This is a genomic window from Nocardia testacea NBRC 100365 (assembly GCF_000308775.1).
Lineage (GTDB): Bacteria > Actinomycetota > Actinomycetes > Mycobacteriales > Mycobacteriaceae > Nocardia > Nocardia testacea.
This window is the reverse complement of sequence record NZ_BAGJ01000078.1, coordinates 37,688-56,830: the sequence shown is the minus strand read 5'-3', so window position 1 is coordinate 56,830 and position 19,143 is coordinate 37,688. Positions and strand designations below refer to the sequence as shown.

The following is a 19,143-nucleotide window of genomic DNA, read 5'->3' as shown; positions in this document are numbered from 1 at the left end:
CAGCCGGGATCCGCCGTCGGCGATCTCGCGATCGACCGTCTCCTCCCGCAGCGGCGCTGACCGCCCGCCCTCTCCCGCATCCGTTGTAGTCCCGGCTGTCCCGGGCCGTCGAAACCTGGTGATTCCCATGCCGACAACCGCTGTCGCCGAACCGGCGACCCTCACTCCGGACAACTGGATACGCACCCGGGTCCTGGTGCTCAATGCCAGCTACGAGGCACTGGCCCGGATTCCGGCCGACCGCGCGGTGGTACTGCTGACCAGCGGAATCGCCGAATCCATTGTGATCAGGCAGCCGCATTTCCCGATCCGGTCGCAGCACACCGAGATCATGCTGCCGGAGACGATCCGCCTGGTGCGCTACCGGTACCTGGCCCATCTCGCGGTCCGCCGACCCGATGGTCGCGCCACCCATGCCGCCATCCTGCGGCGGGACGGCAACCGGTGCGGATACTGCGGCGCCGGAGCGCACACCGTCGACCACATCCGGCCGCGCAGCCGGGGCGGGCCCAATACCTGGGAGAACCTCATCGCGTGCTGCGTGACCTGCAATACCGGCAAGGCCGACCGCACTCCGGAAGAAGCCGGGATGCGACTGCTCTGGCAGCCCCGGCCGCCCGACCCGCTCGCCCGGGCCCAGCGTCGGGTCTGGCGGCAACTCGCGACGACAGCCACCACCGAGGCGATCCACGAAAGGAGGGGATCGAGATGACCGTCGAGATTCTGGCAGACCTGCTGCCCGTCTCCGACAGCCGCGAATGGCATCGGGCCGCCTGCCGCGGCGACCCGAACCACGAGGCGTGGTTTCCCTACCCGTCCCAGGATTTCGCCTATGCGCGGGAAGTGTGCGGGCGCTGCCCGATCCGGCGGGAATGCCGGAGGTTCGCCGAGCGCACCGGACAATCCGGCGTGTGGGGCGGGCAGGAGTTCGACCGTGGCACGATGATCCGGGAATAGCCGGATCGAAGCCGGTCGGAAGCACTGTGGGGCCGTGCGGCGAGCACGGCCCCACAGTCGTGACCGTGATGCGTCACGAGGCGGTTCAGGACCATAGACTGACTGCCCGTGGGTACCCATCGCAGCACCGGTTCTTCCCGGAGATCGAGCAAGGGACCGGTGATCGCGGCGGTTATCGTGGTGGTCCTGGTCGCCGTCGTTTTCGGATGTTCTCGACTGGGCACGGATTCCGCGGACCGATCGGCGGCCGCGGGCACGTGCGTGGAAGGCGAGGCCGTCCTCGACGTGACGGCCGATCCCGAGGTCGCCGACCCGGTCCGCGCCATCGCGGCACGATACAACGAAACCCGGCCGGTGGTCCGCGACCACTGCGCGAAGGTCGTCGTCACCGAGCGGCCGTCCGCCGATATGGTGGCCGCCTTCACCTCCAACGCCACCTGGAATCCCGTGCTCGGGCCCCGGCCGGGGCTGTGGATACCCGTGTCCGGCCGCGATATCGAGTCCATGCGGGTACCCGGGCTCATCGAGGGCACCCCGCAATCGATCGCCTCCAGCCCCATCGTGCTCGCCGTACCGGAGATCCTGCGACACGCGCTGGCCGCCACCCAGACCTCGTGGGCGGATCTGCCCCGGCTGCAACAGGGTTCGCTCGATCAGATCGGTCTGCCCGGATGGGCGGGTCTGGAGCTCGCGCTCCCTCCGGGTGACAGCACCCTGGCCGTCGCCGCCGCCGTGGCGGGCGCGATCTCCGGCACCGAACCGCTCACCGAGGAGGCCGCGAAATCCGGCCAGGCGATCTCCGCAGTATCCGGTCTGGCGGCCGCCGCACCAGAGGCCACCGATGTCGCCGCCGCGCTGACCACCCTGTCGGCCGCCGCTCCGGCCGAGGCCGCGGTGCACGCCGTACCCGTGACCCAGCGGCAACTGACGGCCAATGGCAGCGCCACCGCCTATGTCCCGGTCGGGGCGGCACCGGTGGCCGATTACCCCGCCGCCATCATGTCCGGCCCCTGGGTGGACGAAACACAGAATCTCATCGCCGGTCTGTTCGCCGATTACCTGCGCCGGCCCGAACAGCAGCGCGATCTCATCGCCGCCGGCTTCGCCGCGCCGCCGGCCCAGCAGGTCACCGCCCCGCCGCGCGCCGCGCTGGACCGGCTCCGGAAGGCGATCAGCAACCCGGTACTCGGGGTGCATGCCACCGCGCTGCTGGACGTGTCGTCCTCCATGAGCACCACCGAGGGCGACCTGACCCGCCTGGCCAATACTGTCGGCGCGCTGGCCTCCACCCTGAATGTGATGCCGCCCGATTTCGGTCTGGGCATCTGGACCTTCGGCAAGAACGTCGACGGCGACAATCCGTACCGGGTCATCGCCGGTACCGCCCGCCTCGACGACGAGCACCGCGGCGCCCTGATGGGATCGCTCGGGAAGATCGAGGCGAGCGCCGACAGCGCCGACGAGTGCTATCCGGCCCTGCTGGCGGCCTACCGCGGCGCCGTCGAGACCTACGCCGCCGACCGCACCAACTCGATCCTGCTCGTCACCGACGGACCCGAGGACGAGTCCACGCTCAGCGGGGAAGACCTCCTGTCGGCCATCCAGGACGCGGGCGATCCCGCGACTCCGGTCCGGGTGGACGTCATCGTCGTCGGCGGCGGCCAGGGCACCGATACATTGCGCACGCTCACCCAGCGCACCGGCGGCAGCTACACCGTCCTGCCGAGCAGTAACGACCTCGAGTTCGGTACCGCGGTGGTCGGGGCGCTCACCACGCCCTGACCGGAAATCATCCGGACCGCCCGGCCCGGGATTCCCGCCAGCGATAGCGGGTCCGGGGCCGGCCGGTCCGGCCGTAGTCGGAGCGCCGGTCCAGCACCCCGTCCTCGGCCAGCCGCTCCAGATAACGCCAGGCGGTGATCCGGGAGACCCCGACCGAGGTCGCGGCATCGGCGGCGGTGAGCCCGTCCGGCGCCGCGCGGACCGCGCGGCTGATCTCCGCCAGCGTATTCGGCGCGACCCCCTTCGGGGTGTCGGCCTGGCGCGCGGGCGTGCGCAACACCGCCAAGGCCTGATCGATATCGTCCTGGGTCGCGGCGGCCGCACCGGTGGGCAACGCGCCGTGGAACTCGCGGTACCGTTCGAGTTTGTCCCGGAACGCCGCGAAGGTGAATGGTTTCAGCAGATAGAGCACCACGCCGTGGGAGACGGCGGCCCGGACCATGGCGAGATCCCGCGCCGAGGTGATCGCGATGACATCCGGTCGCGGCCGCTGCCCGACGAGCGTCGCCGCCACCTCCAGGCCGCTCATATCGGGCAGACCGATATCGAGCAGCACCAGATCGACGGGCGTGCCGGCGGCCGCCGCGGCCGCGACGGACCGCAGCGCGTCGCGGCCGGTGCGGGCGTGCCCCACCGCGCGGAACCCGGAGATCCGGCCCAGGTAGGCCGTGTGGGCGTCGGCGATCAACGGTTCGTCCTCGACGATGAGCACCCGGATCATGCGCGCACCTCCCGTGGAATACGGACCGTGACCGCGCTCTCCGGAGTGGTCTCGGTGCCGATGGTGCCCCCGTGACGGGTGACCAGCCCGAGCACCAGCGCCAGGCCCAGCCCGTGATGGCGGGCCTTGGTGGAGTACCCGCGTTCCGTGGCCCGGGTGAAACTCTCCGGTGGGATACCGGGGCCGCTGTCGGCCACCCGGACCGTCAGTGCCGTCGCTTCGGCGCGGGCGGTGACCTCGACCCAGGCGTCCGGGCTGCCGGCCGCGGCGTCGATCGCGTTGTCGATCAGATTCCCCATGAGAGTGACTGCCTCCCGGGTGGACAGCGGCGCCGCCGAATCCATGGCGGTCTCGGCGGTCACGGTCAATTCGACATCGCGTTCGGCCGCCTGGTTCACCTTGCCCAGCAGCAGAGCCGCCAGCACCGGGTCGCCTACTTCGGCCAGCAGTCGATCGATGAGCACCTGGGACAGCTCCAGTTCCGCGGTCGCGAACTGCACCGCCTCGGCGTAGCGGCCCAGCTCCACCATGGTGACGACGGTGTGCAGCCGATTGGCCGATTCGTGCGCCTGGGCCCGCAGGGATTCGGCGAAACCGCGGACGGTGTCGAGTTCGCCCATGACCGTCCGCAATTCGGTGTGGTCACGAATGGTGGTCACGGTGCCCTGGGCACGGCGGCCCAGATCGACGACGTCCTGGTTGACCAGCAGCACCCGATCGGCGGTCACATGTGTTTCGTCGCGTACGGTCCGCCCGTCCAGGTCACGCAGTGAAGCGGGCAGATCCGCGCGGGTCACCGGCCCCTCCGGCAGTTCGAGCAACCGGCGGGCCTCGTCGTTGACCACCTCCGCCCGATCACCGGTGGGCCCGAACACCAGCAGCCCCTCGTGGACCGCGTGCAGGACCGCGTCGTGGTGTTCGTACATCGCCCACAATTGCGCCGGTGCCAGCCCCCTGGTCTGCCTGCGCAAGCGGCGGTTCAGCAGCAGCGATCCGGCGGCGGCGACGAGCAGACCCGCAGCCGTCACACCCAGGATGACCGGCAGCTGCGCGGTGAAGCGTGCCCCGATCGCCGCCCGGGTCACCCCCGCGGAGACCAGCGCGATCACCCGCCCATCGGCGTAGACCGGGGTCACCGCGCGGATGGAGGGACCCAGGCTGCCGGTGTAGGTCTCGGTGAAGGTGGCACCGGCCAGTGCCCGGTCGATATTCCCGCTGAAGGGTTGACCGATCCGCGTCGTGTCCGTGTGGGTGAACCGGGTGCGGTCGGGAGCCATCACCACGATGAAATCCACCCCGGTCGCCTGCCGGATCTGTTCGGTCACCGGTTGCAGCAGCGCGGTGGGGTCCGGGGAACGCACCGCCGCCGCGGTGGACGGCGCCGCCGCGACACTCACCGCGACATCGGTGACCTCGCGGGTGACGGTCCGGTCGCCCTCGCGCCGGGCATCCAGTATCGCGTATCCCACCCAGAGGGCCGTGACCAGCGCCAACAGCACCAATTGCAGGACGAAGACCTGTCCCGCCAGGGACCATCGACCGCTTCGCACGAGTTCCTCCGCTGAACGAAATGCACAAAAGCGTGACCGTCGTCACGTACCAGTCCACCATTACACAGGGGCGTGGTGGCCGGGTTCACCCCGCCCGCGCACTACGACTCGGGAGGAGACCTGGTCATGGAGGACCGGACTCGAACACGGCGGGATCGCACCCACTGGCTGTATCTGGCGGTCATCGTCGCCGTCCTGGCGGGCATACTGGTCGGCTGGCTCGCCCCGGAGGCCGGCCGGGCGCTGGCGCCACTGGGCACGATGTTCGTCGACCTGATCAAGATGATGATCGCGCCGGTGATCTTCTGCACCATCGTCCTCGGTATCGGGTCGGTGCGCGCGGCGGCCACCGTCGGCAAGGTCGGTGGTCTGGCGATCGGTTACTTCCTGGTCATGTCCACCGTGGCACTGGGTATCGGGCTGGTGGTCGGCAATCTGCTCGACCCGGGCACCGGGCTGAACATCACCGAGTCGGCGGGCCAGGGCGCCAAGTACGCCGAGGAGGCGCACGGCGCCGGCGGCACCGTGGAATTCCTGCACAGCATCATTCCCACGACCCTGGTTTCCGCGCTGACCGCGGGCAGTGTGCTGCAGGCGCTGTTCGTGGCGCTGCTGGTCGGGTTCGCGGTACAGGCCATGGGTTCGGCCGGCGAGCCGGTCCTGCGCGGTGTCGCGCTGATCCAGAAGCTCGTCTTCCGGATCCTGTCGATGATCCTGTGGCTGGCTCCGATCGGCGCCTTCGGCGCGATCGCCAATGTCGTCGGCCGCACCGGGCTCGACGCCGTGGTCCAGCTGGCCACCCTGATGATCGCCTTCTACCTGACCTGCCTGCTCTTCGTCTTCGGGGTCCTCGGTGTGCTGCTGCGGCTCGTGGCGCGGGTGTCGATCTTCAAGCTGTGCCGCTATCTGGCGCGCGAGTACCTGCTCATCGTGGCCACCTCCTCCTCCGAATCGGCGCTGCCGCGACTGATCGCGAAGATGGAGCATATGGGGGTCCAGCGCACCACGGTGGGCGTGGTCGTGCCGACCGGTTATTCGTTCAACCTGGACGGCACCGCCATCTACCTGACCATGGCCTCCATCTTCATCGCCGACGCGATGGGACAACCGCTGAACCTCGGCGAACAGTTCGGCCTGCTGGTGTTCATGATCGTGGCCTCCAAGGGCGCGGCCGGTGTCACCGGTGCCGGCCTGGCCACGCTGGCCGGCGGGCTGCAGAGTCACCGGCCCGAACTGCTCGACGGTGTGGGGCTGATCGTCGGGATCGACCGCTTCATGTCGGAGGCCCGCGCACTCACCAATTTCTCCGGTAACGCGGTCGCCACACTGCTGGTCGGCACCTGGACCAGGACCGTGGACGCCGGGCAGGTGCGCGATGTCCTGGACCGGAAGCTGCCGTTCGACGAGGAGACGATGGTGGACGATCACGACTCGCTGCCCGCCGAGGCGGATACCGCGAAGGTGCCCGTCCCGGCCTGACGCCGGTCGCCCGGCGCGGCGCGCCCCGGTCGAGGTGCCGTTCTCCGGAACGGGACCCGGCCGGGGCGCGGCCCGTTCTCCGGCGAGAAGACCGCGCCATATCGCTGACCGTGCCGGGTCGGTCTACACCGGTCGGCGTGATTCTCGATACGCGACCGCTGTACGCCCGTCAGTCCGTGTAGGCCTCGAGCGGCGGGCAGGTGCAGACCAGATTGCGGTCGCCGAACGCCCCGTCGATCCGGCGCACGGCGGGCCACACCTTGGGCCGGTCGTGGCCGAGACCCAGCGGATACACCGCGACCTCCCGGCTGTAGGGATGATCCCAGTCGCGGACCAGGCTCGCCGCGGTGTGCGGGGCATTGCGCAGCGGGTTGTCCTCGACCGGCCACTCCCCCGCACCCACCCGATCGATCTCACCCCGGATGGCGATCATGGCCTCGGCGAACGCGTCGAGTTCGGCCAGATTCTCGCTCTCGGTCGGCTCCACCATCAGGGTGCCGGCCACCGGGAAGCTCATGGTCGGCGCATGGAACCCGTAGTCGGCGAGCCGTTTGGCCACATCGTCGACGGTGACCCCGGTGCGCTTGGTGATCTCGCGCAGATCCAGGATGCATTCGTGGGCGACCATCGCGTTGTCGCCGGTGTAGAGGACTGGGTAGTACTCGCCGAGGCGGCGCGCCAGATAGTTCGCCGACGCGATCGCGGTGAGGGTGGCCCGGCGCAACCCTTCGGCTCCCATCATCCGGATGTAGGCCCAGGTGATGGGCAGGATCGAAGCCGACCCGTACTCCGCCGCCGACACCGCGTGCGACCCGGCCACCAGGGGATCGCCGGGCAGGTAGGGCGTCAGATGGGAGCGGACCGCGACCGGGCCGACGCCCGGGCCGCCGCCACCGTGCGGGATACAGAATGTCTTGTGCAGGTTCAGGTGGCTGACGTCACCGCCGAACCGGCCCGGCCGGGCCAGGCCGACCAGTGCGTTCAGGTTGGCGCCGTCGACATAGACCTGGCCGCCGGCATCGTGCACCAGCGCGCACAGTTCCGCGACCTCGTTCTCGTACACGCCGTGCGTGGACGGGTAGGTGATCATGATGCAGGCCAGGCGTTCGGCATGGTCGGCGATCTTGGCCCGCAGATCGTCGAGGTCCACATCGCCGTTGGCCCGGCACTTCACCACCTCGACCCGCAGGCCCGCCATCGCGGCGGACGCGGCATTGGTGCCGTGCGCACTGGACGGGATGAGACAGGTGTCCCGCCGGGTATCGCCCCGGTCCAGGTGATAGCGGCGAATGGCCAGCAGCCCCGCGTATTCGCCCTGGCTCCCGGCGTTCGGCTGCAGGCTCACCGCGTCGTAGCCGGTGATCTCGGCCAGCCAGCGCTCCAGATCGTGGATCACCCGCCGCAGACCCGGCGTATCGGCGGCCGGCGCATAGGGATGCAGCCGGGCGAACCCGGGCCAGGTGATCGGCTCCATCTCCGCGGTGGCGTTGAGCTTCATGGTGCACGAACCGAGCGGGATCATGCTGCGGTCCAACGCGATGTCCTTGTCCGACAGCACGCGCAGATACCGCAGCATCGCCGTTTCGGTGTGGTACCGGGTGAAGGCGGGATGGGTCAGGAACTCCGAGGCCCGGTCCTCGAGCGTGGTGGCGGCCGGGTCGGCGGGAGCGATACCGAAGGCGTCGAGCACGATGGCGAGGTGGTCGGCGGTGGTGGCTTCGTCGCAGGCCACGGCCACATGGTCGTCGTCGACCCAGCGCAGGTTCACGCCGCGCGCGGCGGCCTTGGCGACCACTGTCTCGGCCTGGCCCGGCACCCGGGCCAGCACGGTGTCGAAATAGCGGTCGTGCACCAGGGCCGTACCGAGCGCCCCGGCCAGCCGCGCGGCGTGCCCGTGGACCCGCCGGGCGATGGCCCGCAACCCGTCCGCGCCGTGGTAGCAGGCGTACATCCCGGCCACGATGGCCAGCAGCACTTGGGCCGTACAGATATTGGAGGTGGCCTTCTCCCGGCGAATGTGCTGTTCGCGGGTCTGGAGGGCGAGCCGGTAGGCAAGGGCGCCGTCCGCGTCCTTGGACACCCCGACCAGCCGGCCCGGCAGCTGGCGCGCGTAGTCGGCGCGTACCGCCAGGTACCCGGCGTGCGGGCCGCCGAATCCCATCGGCACTCCGAAGCGCTGCGTCGTCCCGAAGCAGACATCCGCGCCTTGATCACCCGGTGGAGTGATCAGGGTGAGCGCGAGCAGATCCGCTCCGGCAGCCACCAGCGCGCCGCGCTCGTGGGCAGCGACGATGGTCGCCGACCAGTCCACGATCCGGCCCGAGGCGCCCGGTACCTGCACGATCACGCCGAAGAACTCCCCGTCGGGCAGGCCGTCGCCGGCGAGGTCGGCCTCCACGATCTCGATTCCCAGCGGTTCGGCCCGCGTGGCCAGCACGGTGCGGGTCTGCGGGAACAGGTCGCGGTCGACCACCAGCCGGGCGGGGGCCCGGCGATTGACCCGGCGCAACAACGTCATCGCCTCCGCGGCCGCGGTGGCCTCGTCGAGCATGGACGCATTGGCCACATCCGTACCGGTCAGATCGGTCACCATGGTCTGAAAGTTCAGCAGCGCCTCGAGCCGGCCCTGGCTGATCTCCGGCTGATAGGGCGTGTACGCGGTGTACCAGGCCGGATTCTCCAGCAGGTTACGCACCAGCACCGGCGGAGTCAGGGTGTCGTAGTAGCCCAGACCGATCATGGAGGTGGCGACATGATCGGATTCGGCGAGCGCCGCGAGCTCGGCGAGCACTTCGTGTTCGGTGCCCGGCGCGGGCAGGCCGGCCAGCGGATCATCATCGCGAATTCCGGCGGGCAGGGCGGCGGCCGCCAGCTCGTCGGCCGAACCGACGCCGATCGCGGCGAGAATCCGCGCGAACTCGTGGTCATCCGGTCCGATATGACGATCTGCGAAGGTCTGGGTCACCGCGGCTCCCTGGGTGGGACGGCCGACCGGCACGGTCGGCGGGGCCCTCCCCCTCTGTCGCGGCGCCTGAGAGCTTCGGCTGCCGGATATCGCACCGGCCACCTTTCACCTTGGGCGGGCGGCCCGCAGCCACCACTTTCCAGAGGCGCCGGTTCCCGCACGGTCCTGGTGCCTGAGAGATTGACGGGGAGGTGCTGCTCCTTCGGCGCCCGGATCCGGCGAGGATCCGGGACTCTCCCGCACGGCTACGGCGCCTGGCAATTCTAGCCCGGTGCGCGCCAACGGCCGGGACTCACCCGCCGGTATGTGTCGTTGCCCTCACTCCGGCCGGCCGTTCGCACCGGCGCGGACGATCAGCCGGTTTTACGGGTCAGCCGCGCCTTACGGCGGTAGGACAATTCGTCCTCGGGGCGTTCGCTGGTCGCCGAGGCGCGTTCGGCGGGGAATGCGGCGATGGCGCCGGTGAGTTCCCGCATCGCACTGTTCACCGCGATCCCGAATACCCCCTGGCCGCCCTGCAGTAAATCGACGACTTCTTCCGGCGAGGTGCACTCGTATACCGAGGTTCCGTCGGAGAACAGGGTGATATTCGCCAGATCCTCTACTCCGCGACTCCGGAGATGATCGACGGCGATACGGATGTTCTGCAGCGAGATACCGGCATCCAGGAGCCGCTTGACGATTTTCAGGACCAGGATGTCCTTGAAGGAATACAGCCGCTGGCTGCCCGATCCCGCCGCCCCGCGAATGGAGGGCACCACCAGGCCGGTCCGCGCCCAGTAATCCAGTTGCCGGTAACTGATACCGGCGACCTGACAGGCTGTCGGCACCCGGTATCCCACCAGGTCGTCGGGCACCGAATCGTCGGGGAACAATCCGGGTTGTATTTCGTAGCGCCGAGGCGGGCCCTCTTCCGATCGCATATCCCGCATATTCTCTGCCACTGAACTACTCCCTTGCTCCGCCGATCAGTGCCCACAGCCGACGGCCCGGCGTCGACTACGAGGCTACTCTTCCCATTCTCTCGGCCACAGCGGTGCCGAACCAAACGCGACGCGCGGTAACAGTCTCGACCTGTAGTTGAGGTCTAGAAAAAAATGCGAGTTCTCAACTATCGGTCGCTTTGAAATCGTCGGGCGATACCGACTCGAGGAACTCCTTGAATTTTTCGACCTCGTCCTCGCGCTCGTCGGGCATCACCAGACCGGCTTCCTCGAGCACCGATTCCGCCGCGTAGATCGGGCAGCCGACGCGCAGGGCGATCGCCACCGAATCCGACGGCCGCGCCGAGATCCGCACTTCGTTGTCGAAGACGAGATCGGCGTAGAACGTGCCTTCCTTCAGGTCCACGATATGAACCTCCTCGAGGGTGTGCCCGAGATCCGTGATCAAGATCTTGATCAGATCATGGGTGAGCGGCCGGATCGGTGTGACGCCCTCCTGTTCGAGCACAATGGCCGTGGCCTCCGCCTGTCCTATCCAGATCGGCAGATACCGCTCCCCCTCCGCCTCCCGCAGCAGCAGGACGGGCTGGTTCTGTGGCTGCTCGACCCGGATGCCGATCACGCGCATTTCGCTCATCGCACTGCCTCCCATACTCCCCGGCTGCCCGCCCTCGCCGATGCAGGGCTCGCCGTACCACGAGTCTAGGCGAATTCGGCGCGGCGCCGCGATCGCTGACGGGCACCGGAATCGGTGTGTTGCCACCGGTGTACCCACCGGCCGCTCGGCCCCAGGTCAGACCGGATTCCGCCGCTGACGGCGGGAATCGGACGCTCGGCTCATCCGCCGAGCGAGTTACGCACCGATGCCTTCACCAGGCTCGCGTGCAGCGTCAGCGACAGCGCGGCAAGCTCGCGGACCGTCTCCTCGGCCCGCGCCCGGGCACCGGCGTCGCGGCTCTTGGCGATCGGTGCCGCGATCTGCGCTACCAGTGCCGCCTCCCGGTCCGCGGCGAGTTTGAACGCGCGCAGATGCCGGGCTTCCAAACCGAATTCGGCCATCGCCTTGGCGGTCGCCGCCAGTGTGACCGCATCGGCGTCGAAGAACCCGGCCGGGCCGGGGGTGATCAGGTTCGCCCGGATCAGATCGTTGAGAAATGTCTCATCGATCCCGGCCCGGTCCAGCAGGTCCGCCCGGGTCACCCGGATCTGGTGATCGAATTCGAAATCGTCGGGCGTCACACGACCCGGTGGCACACCCAACCGACGCGGCGGACGCGGCGGCACATCGGTCCTGTCGTCCGGCTCGGGCTGCCCCGCCTCCGGACGGGCGGTGCGCGCTCGGGCGCGGGCTTCCCGCACCCCGAGCGTCGCGGCGCCGCTGTCGATCGCCTCGAGTTGTTCCTTGATCACCTTCAACGGCAGGTACTGATCGCGCTGCGCCGTCAGGACGAAACGCAACCGCTCACAGTCCGCGACCGAGAACCGGCGGTAGCCCGACGGCGTCCGCTCCGGCCGGATCAGGCCCTCCGCCTCCAGGAAGCGGATCTTGGAAATGGTGATATCCGGAAAATCCGGCCGCAGCAGTTCGAGCACGGAGCCGATCGACATCCCTCCGTGCGCCCACTGCTGCGCCGCGCCTGTCATGATCTCGAGTCTTTCATGCCGAGGCGCCGATCACCCGGACCGGCGCACCGATCGTCAGCTGCTCACAGACTTCCCGCACCGGCCGCCGAACCGGCCTCCTGGGTCCGCGGACCCGTGAGGAACACCAGCCGGAACTTGCCGATCTGTACCTCGTCACCGTTCTGCAGCTCCGACGAATCCACCGGCTCGCGATTGACGTAGGTGCCGTTCAGGCTGCCCACATCGACGACCTGGAAGGAATCCTCGTCCTGCCGGAACTCGGCATGGCGACGGCTGACGGTGACATCGTCGAGAAAGATATCGCTGTCGGGATGCCGGCCGGCCGAGGTGGTGGGCTGGTCCAGCAGAAAACGCGAACCCGCGTTCGGGCCGCGTTTGACGACGAGCAGCGCCGCCCCGACCGGAAGACCCTCGACACCCTGCACCGGCTGTTCACCGGTCGGCTCGCCGGAGCGCGACGCGTCGACCTCGTTCAGGAAATCCGCGCGGAAGACCGACGTCGTCTCGGCCGCGGTCTCCCCGTAACCCGGGTCTTTGTTCTCGCTCACCGTTTCTCTCCTCCTCGAACCTCATAAACCATGCAGGCAGATGCCGCGATAAGACGTGGCTGGGCGGCCCCGACTCCGGGCGGCACATCCGTTGGCATTGACCGTACCCTGCCGGGCCGTACCCGTGCAGGTAGAACCGGGAAGGCTGGATCAGCCCCCGATAACTCCTTGATAACCCGCGGCATCGAGTAGTTCGGCGACACTCGAGTCCAGTGCGGACGCATCGCCCACCTCGAGTTCGAACAACCACCCGGCACCGTAGGGATCGGTATTCAGCGTTTCCGGCTGGGCCTCCAATTCCTGGTTCACCGCAACGACTTTCGCGCTCAGTGGAGCGTAGATATCGGAAACGCTCTTGGTCGATTCGACCTCGGCGATGCTGTCGCCGGCGGCGACATCGGCGCCGGCCTCCGGCAACTGCACGAACACGACGTCACCGAGTTGCGACTGGGCGTAATCGGTGATCCCGACCCGGACCCGGGTGGGTTCGATCCGACGCACCCATTCATGTTCCGCGGTGTAACGCAGATCCTCCGGAGCCCGGTTCACGTGATGTCCTCTCCTCGTGTCGTCGTGCACGATGCCCGCAACTCTATGCGAGCCCGCCGCCCTCCGCCGCGCCGGTATCCCCGCCGTGTGTGGCACGGCCCCCGGCGGGCGCCGGCGGAATCCGGCGCGCCACGACGACGGCGCGGCCCAGGTAGAGCAGACCGGTCCACACGTAGACGGCCGTACCCCAGATCAGTAGTGCCCCACCGAAGGCGGCACCGAAACCGGCCCCGGCCCAGTCCATCTGCCCGGCCAGCAGCCACGGCAGCGCCGACATGAGCGCGAAGGTGGCCGCCTTGCCCAGATAGATGACCTCGGGCGGGTCCAGGTCACGGCGGCGGTAGATCGTGAGGGTCAGGGCCAGCACCGCGTCGCGTCCGATCAGCAGGACGGCCACCCACCAGGGGACCAGCCCGCGCACGACGAAGGCGACCAGCGTGGTCACCAGGTAGAGCCGGTCCACGAAGGGGTCGAGCAGGGCCCCCAGCCGCGAGGACTGGTCCAGTAGCCGGGCGAGCTTCCCGTCTAGGAAATCGGTGAGCCCGCTCAGGACGAGCAGGGCGAACGCCCAGCCGTCGGCGTGCTCCACCAGGAGCAACCACAGGAACAGCGGTACCCCGATCAACCGCAGCACACTGAGGACGTTGGGGACGGTGAGCAGCCGGTCGGACAGGATCGCCGCGAGCGCACCGCCGGGATCCCGGTCCGCGGTCTCTGATCCGCCGGTTCCCGAATCGCTCATCACATGGGTGTGCATACCGCATGGGGCCCACCCGCGCCAGCACACCCCGCCGCGTCATTCCATGAATGAATGAGTATGAAACCATCTCATCATCGATTCGGGTGAGAGGAAGATCATGCCAGAATTCGACTACGACGTCGTGGTCATCGGATCGGGGTTCGGCGGGAGCGTGAGCGCTCTGCGACTCACCGAGAAAGGCTATCGGGTCGGAGTCCTCGAGGCCGGGCGGCGCTGGGACGCCGAGACGCTGCCGCGCAGCAACTGGAACCTCCGCAAATCGCTCTGGGCGCCGAAAATCGGCTGGACCGGACCACAGCGGATCAGCCTGCTCGGCAAATGCGCGGTGTTCTCCGGGGTCGGCGTGGGCGGCGGTTCGCTCATCTACGGCAACACACTCTACGAACCGCTCACCGACTTCTTCACCGACCGGCAGTGGGCGCACATCACCGACTGGCAGGCCGAACTCGCCCCCTACTACGACCAGGCGCGCCGCATGCTCGGCGTGACCACCAATCCGCGGACGACCCCGGCCGACGAGGTGATCCGCGAGGTCGCGACGGATATGGGTGTGGGCGACACCTTCCACCCCACCGATGTCGGGGTGTTCTTCAACGAGGACGACCCCGGCACCGAGGTCGACGATCCCTATTTCGGCGGTGCGGGCCCGAGCCGCAGCGGCTGTGTGCACTGTGCCCGCTGCCTGACCGGCTGCCCGCACAACGCCAAGAACACGACCACCACCAACTACCTGTTCCTGGCCGAGCAGGCCGGCGCCGCGGTGCACCCGCTCACCGCCGCCACCGCGGTGCGGCCGCTGCCCGACGGCGGTTACGCCGTGGACACCGCCCGCCCCGACCGGTGGATCCGCAAGCGCAAGCGCACCTTCACCGCCGAGCAGGTGGTGTTCGCGGGCGCGGCGCTGGGCACCCAGCAACTACTGCACCGGATGCGGGATCGGGGCGTGCTACCGCGGCTGTCCCCGCGGCTCGGTGAGCTCACCCGGAGCAATTCCGAGGCCATCCTGGCGGTGGTGAGCCGGTCGCGCCGGGACTTCGCGGCCGGCGTCGCCATCACCTCCTCGATACATCCCGAGGCCGACACCCATATCGAGGTGTGCCACTACGGCAAAGGGCAGAACGCGCTGTTCCCGCTCTCGGCGCCGGTGGTCGACGGCGGGGCCTTCCGTTTCCTGCGCTTCCTGCTGGCCGCGGTCCGGCATCCGCTGGTGTTCCTGCGCAGTTTCAACGCCCGGCATGCCTCGGAGCGGTCGGTGATCCTGCTGGTCATGCAGTCACTGGACAATTCGCTGACCTCGTTCCTGCGGCGTGGCAAGCTGACGACCGAACAGGGCACGGGCGAGCCGAACCCGACCTGGATACCATTGGCGCACGAGGTCGGGCGGCGGTTCGCGACCAAGATCGACGGAGACACCCACGGGCTCTACACCGACGTCCTCGATGTTCCGGCCACCGCCCACTACATCGGCGGCTGCGTGATCGGTGACCGGCCCGAGACCGGCGTGGTGGATCCCTATCAGCGGGTCTACGGGCATCCGGGCCTGCACATCGCCGACGGGTCCGCGGTCACCGCCAACCTCGGGGTCAATCCGTCGCTGACCATCACCGCGCAGGCCGAACGCGCGATGGCGTTCTGGCCGAACAAGGACCAGGAGGACACCAGGCCGGGACTGGGCACCCCGTATCAGCGGATCGCTCCCGTCGCGCCGATGCGGCCGGTGGTTCCCGCCGCCGCGCCCGGGGCGCTGCGCCTGCCGCTCACGCCGCTGCGAGCGAGCTGAACGGCCCCCGGTCGCGCATCCGCGCGCACCTGGCACCCGGGTGAATCGCCCGGTCGGTACCGTTACCGCGTGTCGACCGGTCGTATCCCGCTGCGCTCCTACACTCCCGCCGAGGATGTACTCGCCCACGGCCGGGCCGTCCGCGACCGGGTGCCGCGCACGGCCCGCGACCGTGCCGTGCGCACCGATGGGCGGCCGTCGGCGGTGGAGTTCCTCGAGGCCTCCAACACCGGCCGGATCGAGGAGCTGATACCGCTGCGCATCGGCCGGATGACCGCCTCCCCGTTCGCGTTCTACCGGGGCGCCGCCGGGCTGATGGCCGCCGATCTGGCGGGCAGCCCCGACACCGGCTTCACCGCCCAGCTCTGCGGGGACGCCCATGCCGGCAACTTCGGCCTCTACGGCACCTCGCGGGGCGAAATCGTGATGGATATCAATGATTTCGACGACACCGTGCCGGGCCCGTGGGAATGGGACCTCGAGCGGCTGGCGGCCAGTCTGGTCCTGGCGGGACGGGTCGGCGGCGCCGGCGAGGAGGAATGCCGGACCGCCGCCGCGGACGCCGCGCGCAGCTATCGCCGCGTCGCGGCCGTCCTCGCCGAACGGCCGTTCCTCACCACCTGGTCCGCGCTCGCCGACGAATCCGTCCTCGACCGGGTCGAGGCCGAGGATCTGCTGGACAACTTCAAGAAGGCGGCCAAGAAGGCCCGGAAGAACAACAGCGACAAGGTCGTGCGGAAGTGGACCCATATCGACGATCACGAAACCGGCATCGACAGTCACCGTTTCGTCGCCGATCCCCCGCTCCTCACCACGGTCACCCAGGAGGTCGAGGACGCGGCCGTCGACGCCCTGGAGCGTTATGGGACAACGCTGCGGGAATCACGGCAGGAACTGCTGGCCCGGTTCGCGGTGGCCGATATCGCGTTCCGCATCGTCGGTACGGGCAGCGTCGGCCTGCACAGCTATGTCGCACTGCTGCACGGCAATTCGGGTGAGGTGCTGGTGCTGCAGCTCAAACAGGCGGCGCCCTCGTCGCTGGCGCCCGTACTCGGCATCGCCGCGCCGAAACACGAGGGCAAGCGAATCGTGCAGGGCGCCAGGCTGGTTCAGACCGAGACCGATATCCTCCTCGGCTGGACCACCATGTCGGTGCCCACCGCCGACGGAACCCGCGAGCTGCCGTTCATCGTCCGTCAATTCCGCAATCTCAAGGGCGGGATCGCCCCCGAGGAACTCGAACCGCACGACCTCGACGACTACGGCCGGCTGGCCGGAGCACTACTCGCCCGCGCCCACGCCCGCTCCCTGGATCCCCGCCTGATCAGCGGTTATCTCGGCGACGACGAGGATTTCGACGAGGCGGTCGCCGCCTTCGCGGTGCGCTACGCCGACCGCGCCGAGGCCGATCACGCCGAACTCGTCGCGGCGGTTCGCGCCGGTAAACTTCCCGCGCAGGAGCCGGACCGGTAGTTTCGAAGGGGTGCGCCGGGCAGTCGGCGCCGCCACAGCCTCGGCTCGGACACCATTGCCTCGGCTCGGACGCGAAGGGCGGTCACCATGCTCGTGCAGGTACAGAACAGCACCGACAGCGTTGCCGAACGGGCCCTGGTCGATTGGCTCGGCGGCTGGGACGGTGCGGGCAGCCCGCAGGGGGTCGCGACGGTGAACTGCGGCCTCGTCCACCAGGGTGAGGTCTACAATTTCGATGCCATCGTGTGGACACCCACCAGCTGCGTGGTCATCGACGTCGCCGGGCTGCGTTCGCCGCACGGGGGCACCCTGCAGGTCCCGCTGACCGGCGACTGGACCCTCAACGGTGTGCGCGCCGAACTCGAGACCAGCGACAATCGTTCTCCGCTGGACCGTTCCCGCGAGAACACCTTCGCCCTCCAGACCTGGCTGGCCGCACGGGGACTGGGGCAGCGCGCGGTCCACGGCGTCGCGCTGGTCGTCCCGCTGCAGAACGCGCCCGTCCAGATCGAGCAGAAGGTGCACGACCCGAGTTTCGATGTGATCCTCGGTGACGACGGCGACCGGCTGCGGCACTATTTCGGTGTTCTCGCCCAACGCGAATCCCACCGCTGGACCGCCAACGATGTGGCACAGTCGTTCCGCGGGATGGGGATGCTGCCCTACCTCCCGGCGCCGCAGCGCCTGCTCGAGGAGGGATTCCTCGGTCCGATCGATGTCACCCTGTGGCACGGCGGACCGGCGCAGGCGGAGGCCGAACAGTACGCCGAGGATCTCGCCGAGTACGAACGCGCGGCCGGGGCGCGACGGTTCCGCTCGCCCTGGTACAGCCCGTGGCGGCTGTACCCGCGCGAGGTCGGCGATATCGATTTCGGTCGCGCCGTCATGCGCGCGGGCTTCGCGCTCGGCATGTTCATCGCCATCGCCTGGATGCTGTGGTTCGTGATCACGGCCTTCCTCACCTACGGCCCGGGGTGAGCCGGTACACCCACCTCGCGGGCCCGGGGACGGCGCGTCGGTAGCCATCGCGCTCCGGCCTCCCCGCCCCTCCCGGGTTCCCGTCAGCCGCTCCCCGGGCGCATGGCGCCGGCGTACCGCTTCCCGGCCGCGGCCGTGTGTTCTCCGCCCGCCTCCGCTCTCGCCACCGCCGTACGTGGACTGCGCGGGGACATCTCCCGGCCGTGCCCGTTAGGGTCGGGTCGTGAGCACTGCATCCGGCGCGTCGGATCCGTTCGGGGCGGACCGTTCCACCGGCCGTATCCGCCGCCCGGAAGCGGACCGTCCGGAGATCCCGGAAACACCTGGCACGCCGCCGGCCGGGCACGCCGACGCATCACCGGAGCCGGCGGTAGACCGGCGACCGGGCGCACCGGGTCATACCGCCGGCCCCCGCGTCACCACGGCGACAGCGGTCGTGAGCGCCACCGTCGCCGCCACCCTCCCGCTGTCGTTTCCGCCGGGCGGCGGGCCCACGACCTTCGATCTCGCGGTGGACGAGCAGGTCGATCCACGGCTGGATCCGCGACCCTGGATCGCCGAGGTGCTCACGCTGGCGACGAACTCCGGGATCGTGCTGGCGATCCTGTGCGCCGGCGCGGCGTGGTTCGCCTGGCAGCGCAGATGGTGGGAGACCGCGACCATGGTGCTGGTGCCCGAGGCCGCCGTCGCGATCAACGCCTGGGTGTTGAAACCGTTCTGGTCGCGCCCCCTGCACGACTACCTCGCCTACCCCAGCGGCCATACCGTCCACCTGGTCGCCGTGGTCACCACCCTGGTGCTGCTACTGCGCTCGGTGCGCGCCCGGGTGGTGATCATCGCGCTCACCGCCGCGGCCTGGTTCGGGGCCGGGGTCGGCATGCTCGCCCTCGACTACCATCTCGCCACCGACGTCCTCGGCGGCGCGGCGGCCGGTATCGCGCTGGCCATCGGCCTCTACTGGGTGGGGGTGTACCTCGCCCGCGTGGCGTGGGCCCGTTCCGGATGACCGATCC

At 69.3% G+C, this 19,143-nt stretch carries 17 protein-coding genes and 2 riboswitches; of the genes, 8 read left to right on the top strand and 9 right to left on the bottom strand.

The window, feature by feature from the left end; genetic code table 11:
• Positions 1–127: 127 nt before the first annotated feature.
• The 3 genes from ON38_RS09905 to ON38_RS09895 all read left to right on the top strand — a co-directional run bounded on the left by ON38_RS09905 (position 128) and on the right by ON38_RS09895 (position 2,739).
• A complete protein-coding gene (locus ON38_RS09905; protein WP_039824197.1) occupies positions 128–712 on the top strand; it encodes an HNH endonuclease in 585 nt (194 codons plus the stop codon).
• Positions 709–957, top strand: coding sequence for a WhiB family transcriptional regulator (locus tag ON38_RS09900; RefSeq protein WP_039824195.1), 249 nt, complete (start codon positions 709–711; stop codon positions 955–957). The genes ON38_RS09905 and ON38_RS09900 overlap by 4 nt, the downstream gene beginning before the upstream one ends.
• 159 nt (positions 958–1,116) lie before the next feature.
• Positions 1,117–2,739 (top strand): substrate-binding domain-containing protein, encoded by a 1,623-nt coding sequence (locus ON38_RS09895; protein ID WP_245563987.1) that lies wholly within the window; start codon positions 1,117–1,119, stop codon positions 2,737–2,739.
• 7 nt (positions 2,740–2,746) lie between these two features.
• On the opposite strand, the gene ON38_RS09890 is transcribed toward ON38_RS09895, so the two are convergent.
• Together ON38_RS09890 and ON38_RS09885 are read right to left on the bottom strand one after the other, a co-directional pair.
• Positions 2,747–3,460 carry a response regulator gene (locus tag ON38_RS09890; protein ID WP_039824192.1) on the bottom strand — a complete coding sequence of 238 codons (714 nt, stop codon included), beginning with the start codon at positions 3,458–3,460 and terminating at the stop codon, positions 2,747–2,749.
• Positions 3,457–5,010 carry a sensor histidine kinase gene (locus ON38_RS09885; RefSeq protein ID WP_039824191.1) on the bottom strand — a complete coding sequence of 518 codons (1,554 nt, stop codon included), beginning with the start codon at positions 5,008–5,010 and terminating at the stop codon, positions 3,457–3,459. The genes ON38_RS09890 and ON38_RS09885 overlap by 4 nt, the downstream gene beginning before the upstream one ends.
• Positions 5,011–5,136: 126 nt before the next feature.
• On the opposite strand from ON38_RS09885, the gene ON38_RS09880 reads away from it, so the two are divergent.
• Positions 5,137–6,489 (top strand): cation:dicarboxylate symporter family transporter, encoded by a 1,353-nt coding sequence (locus tag ON38_RS09880; protein WP_039824230.1) that lies wholly within the window; start codon positions 5,137–5,139, stop codon positions 6,487–6,489.
• A gap of 169 nt (positions 6,490–6,658) precedes the next feature.
• Here ON38_RS09880 and gcvP read toward each other — a convergent pair whose 3' ends face one another.
• The 7 genes from gcvP to ON38_RS09845 form a co-directional block, all read right to left on the bottom strand.
• Positions 6,659–9,454, bottom strand: coding sequence for an aminomethyl-transferring glycine dehydrogenase (gene gcvP / locus ON38_RS09875; RefSeq protein ID WP_039824229.1), 2,796 nt, complete (start codon positions 9,452–9,454; stop codon positions 6,659–6,661).
• 44 nt (positions 9,455–9,498) lie between these two features.
• Positions 9,499–9,603: riboswitch (glycine riboswitch) on the bottom strand.
• A 1-nt stretch (position 9,604) separates the two neighbouring features.
• Positions 9,605–9,704, bottom strand: a riboswitch (glycine riboswitch).
• 103 nt (positions 9,705–9,807) lie between these two features.
• On the bottom strand, positions 9,808–10,386 hold the full coding sequence (locus ON38_RS09870; protein WP_051164555.1) for a MerR family transcriptional regulator: 579 nt from the start codon (positions 10,384–10,386) through the stop codon (positions 9,808–9,810).
• A 175-nt stretch (positions 10,387–10,561) separates the two neighbouring features.
• Complete coding sequence (locus tag ON38_RS09865; RefSeq protein ID WP_039824226.1) at positions 10,562–11,035, bottom strand: bifunctional nuclease family protein; 474 nt, start codon at positions 11,033–11,035, stop codon at positions 10,562–10,564.
• 200 nt (positions 11,036–11,235) lie between these two features.
• Positions 11,236–12,042 (bottom strand): transcriptional regulator FtsR, encoded by an 807-nt coding sequence (gene ftsR, locus ON38_RS09860; protein ID WP_039824190.1) that lies wholly within the window; start codon positions 12,040–12,042, stop codon positions 11,236–11,238.
• Positions 12,043–12,104: 62 nt separating this feature from the next.
• Entirely contained in the window at positions 12,105–12,590 is a 486-nt protein-coding gene (odhI, locus tag ON38_RS09855; protein WP_030520553.1) for an oxoglutarate dehydrogenase inhibitor Odhl, read from the bottom strand.
• Positions 12,591–12,740: 150 nt separating this feature from the next.
• Positions 12,741–13,139, bottom strand: a complete 399-nt coding sequence (gene gcvH, locus ON38_RS09850; RefSeq protein ID WP_039824187.1) for a glycine cleavage system protein GcvH — start codon at positions 13,137–13,139, stop codon at positions 12,741–12,743.
• A gap of 43 nt (positions 13,140–13,182) precedes the next feature.
• Positions 13,183–13,884 (bottom strand): CDP-alcohol phosphatidyltransferase family protein, encoded by a 702-nt coding sequence (locus ON38_RS09845; RefSeq protein WP_245563986.1) that lies wholly within the window; start codon positions 13,882–13,884, stop codon positions 13,183–13,185.
• A gap of 112 nt (positions 13,885–13,996) precedes the next feature.
• Here ON38_RS09845 and ON38_RS09840 point away from each other — a divergent pair, with 112 nt between their 5' ends.
• The 4 genes from ON38_RS09840 to ON38_RS09825 all read left to right on the top strand — a co-directional run bounded on the left by ON38_RS09840 (position 13,997) and on the right by ON38_RS09825 (position 19,136).
• Positions 13,997–15,679 (top strand): GMC oxidoreductase, encoded by a 1,683-nt coding sequence (locus ON38_RS09840; RefSeq protein ID WP_039824185.1) that lies wholly within the window; start codon positions 13,997–13,999, stop codon positions 15,677–15,679.
• Positions 15,680–15,748: 69 nt separating this feature from the next.
• Positions 15,749–17,152, top strand: coding sequence for a DUF2252 domain-containing protein (locus ON38_RS09835; RefSeq protein WP_039824183.1), 1,404 nt, complete (start codon positions 15,749–15,751; stop codon positions 17,150–17,152).
• Between the two features lie 87 nt (positions 17,153–17,239).
• Positions 17,240–18,130, top strand: a complete 891-nt coding sequence (locus ON38_RS09830; protein ID WP_039824182.1) for a hypothetical protein — start codon at positions 17,240–17,242, stop codon at positions 18,128–18,130.
• 223 nt (positions 18,131–18,353) lie between these two features.
• Positions 18,354–19,136, top strand: a complete 783-nt coding sequence (locus ON38_RS09825) for a phosphatase PAP2 family protein (protein WP_051164554.1) — start codon at positions 18,354–18,356, stop codon at positions 19,134–19,136.
• Positions 19,137–19,143: the final 7 nt, after the last annotated feature.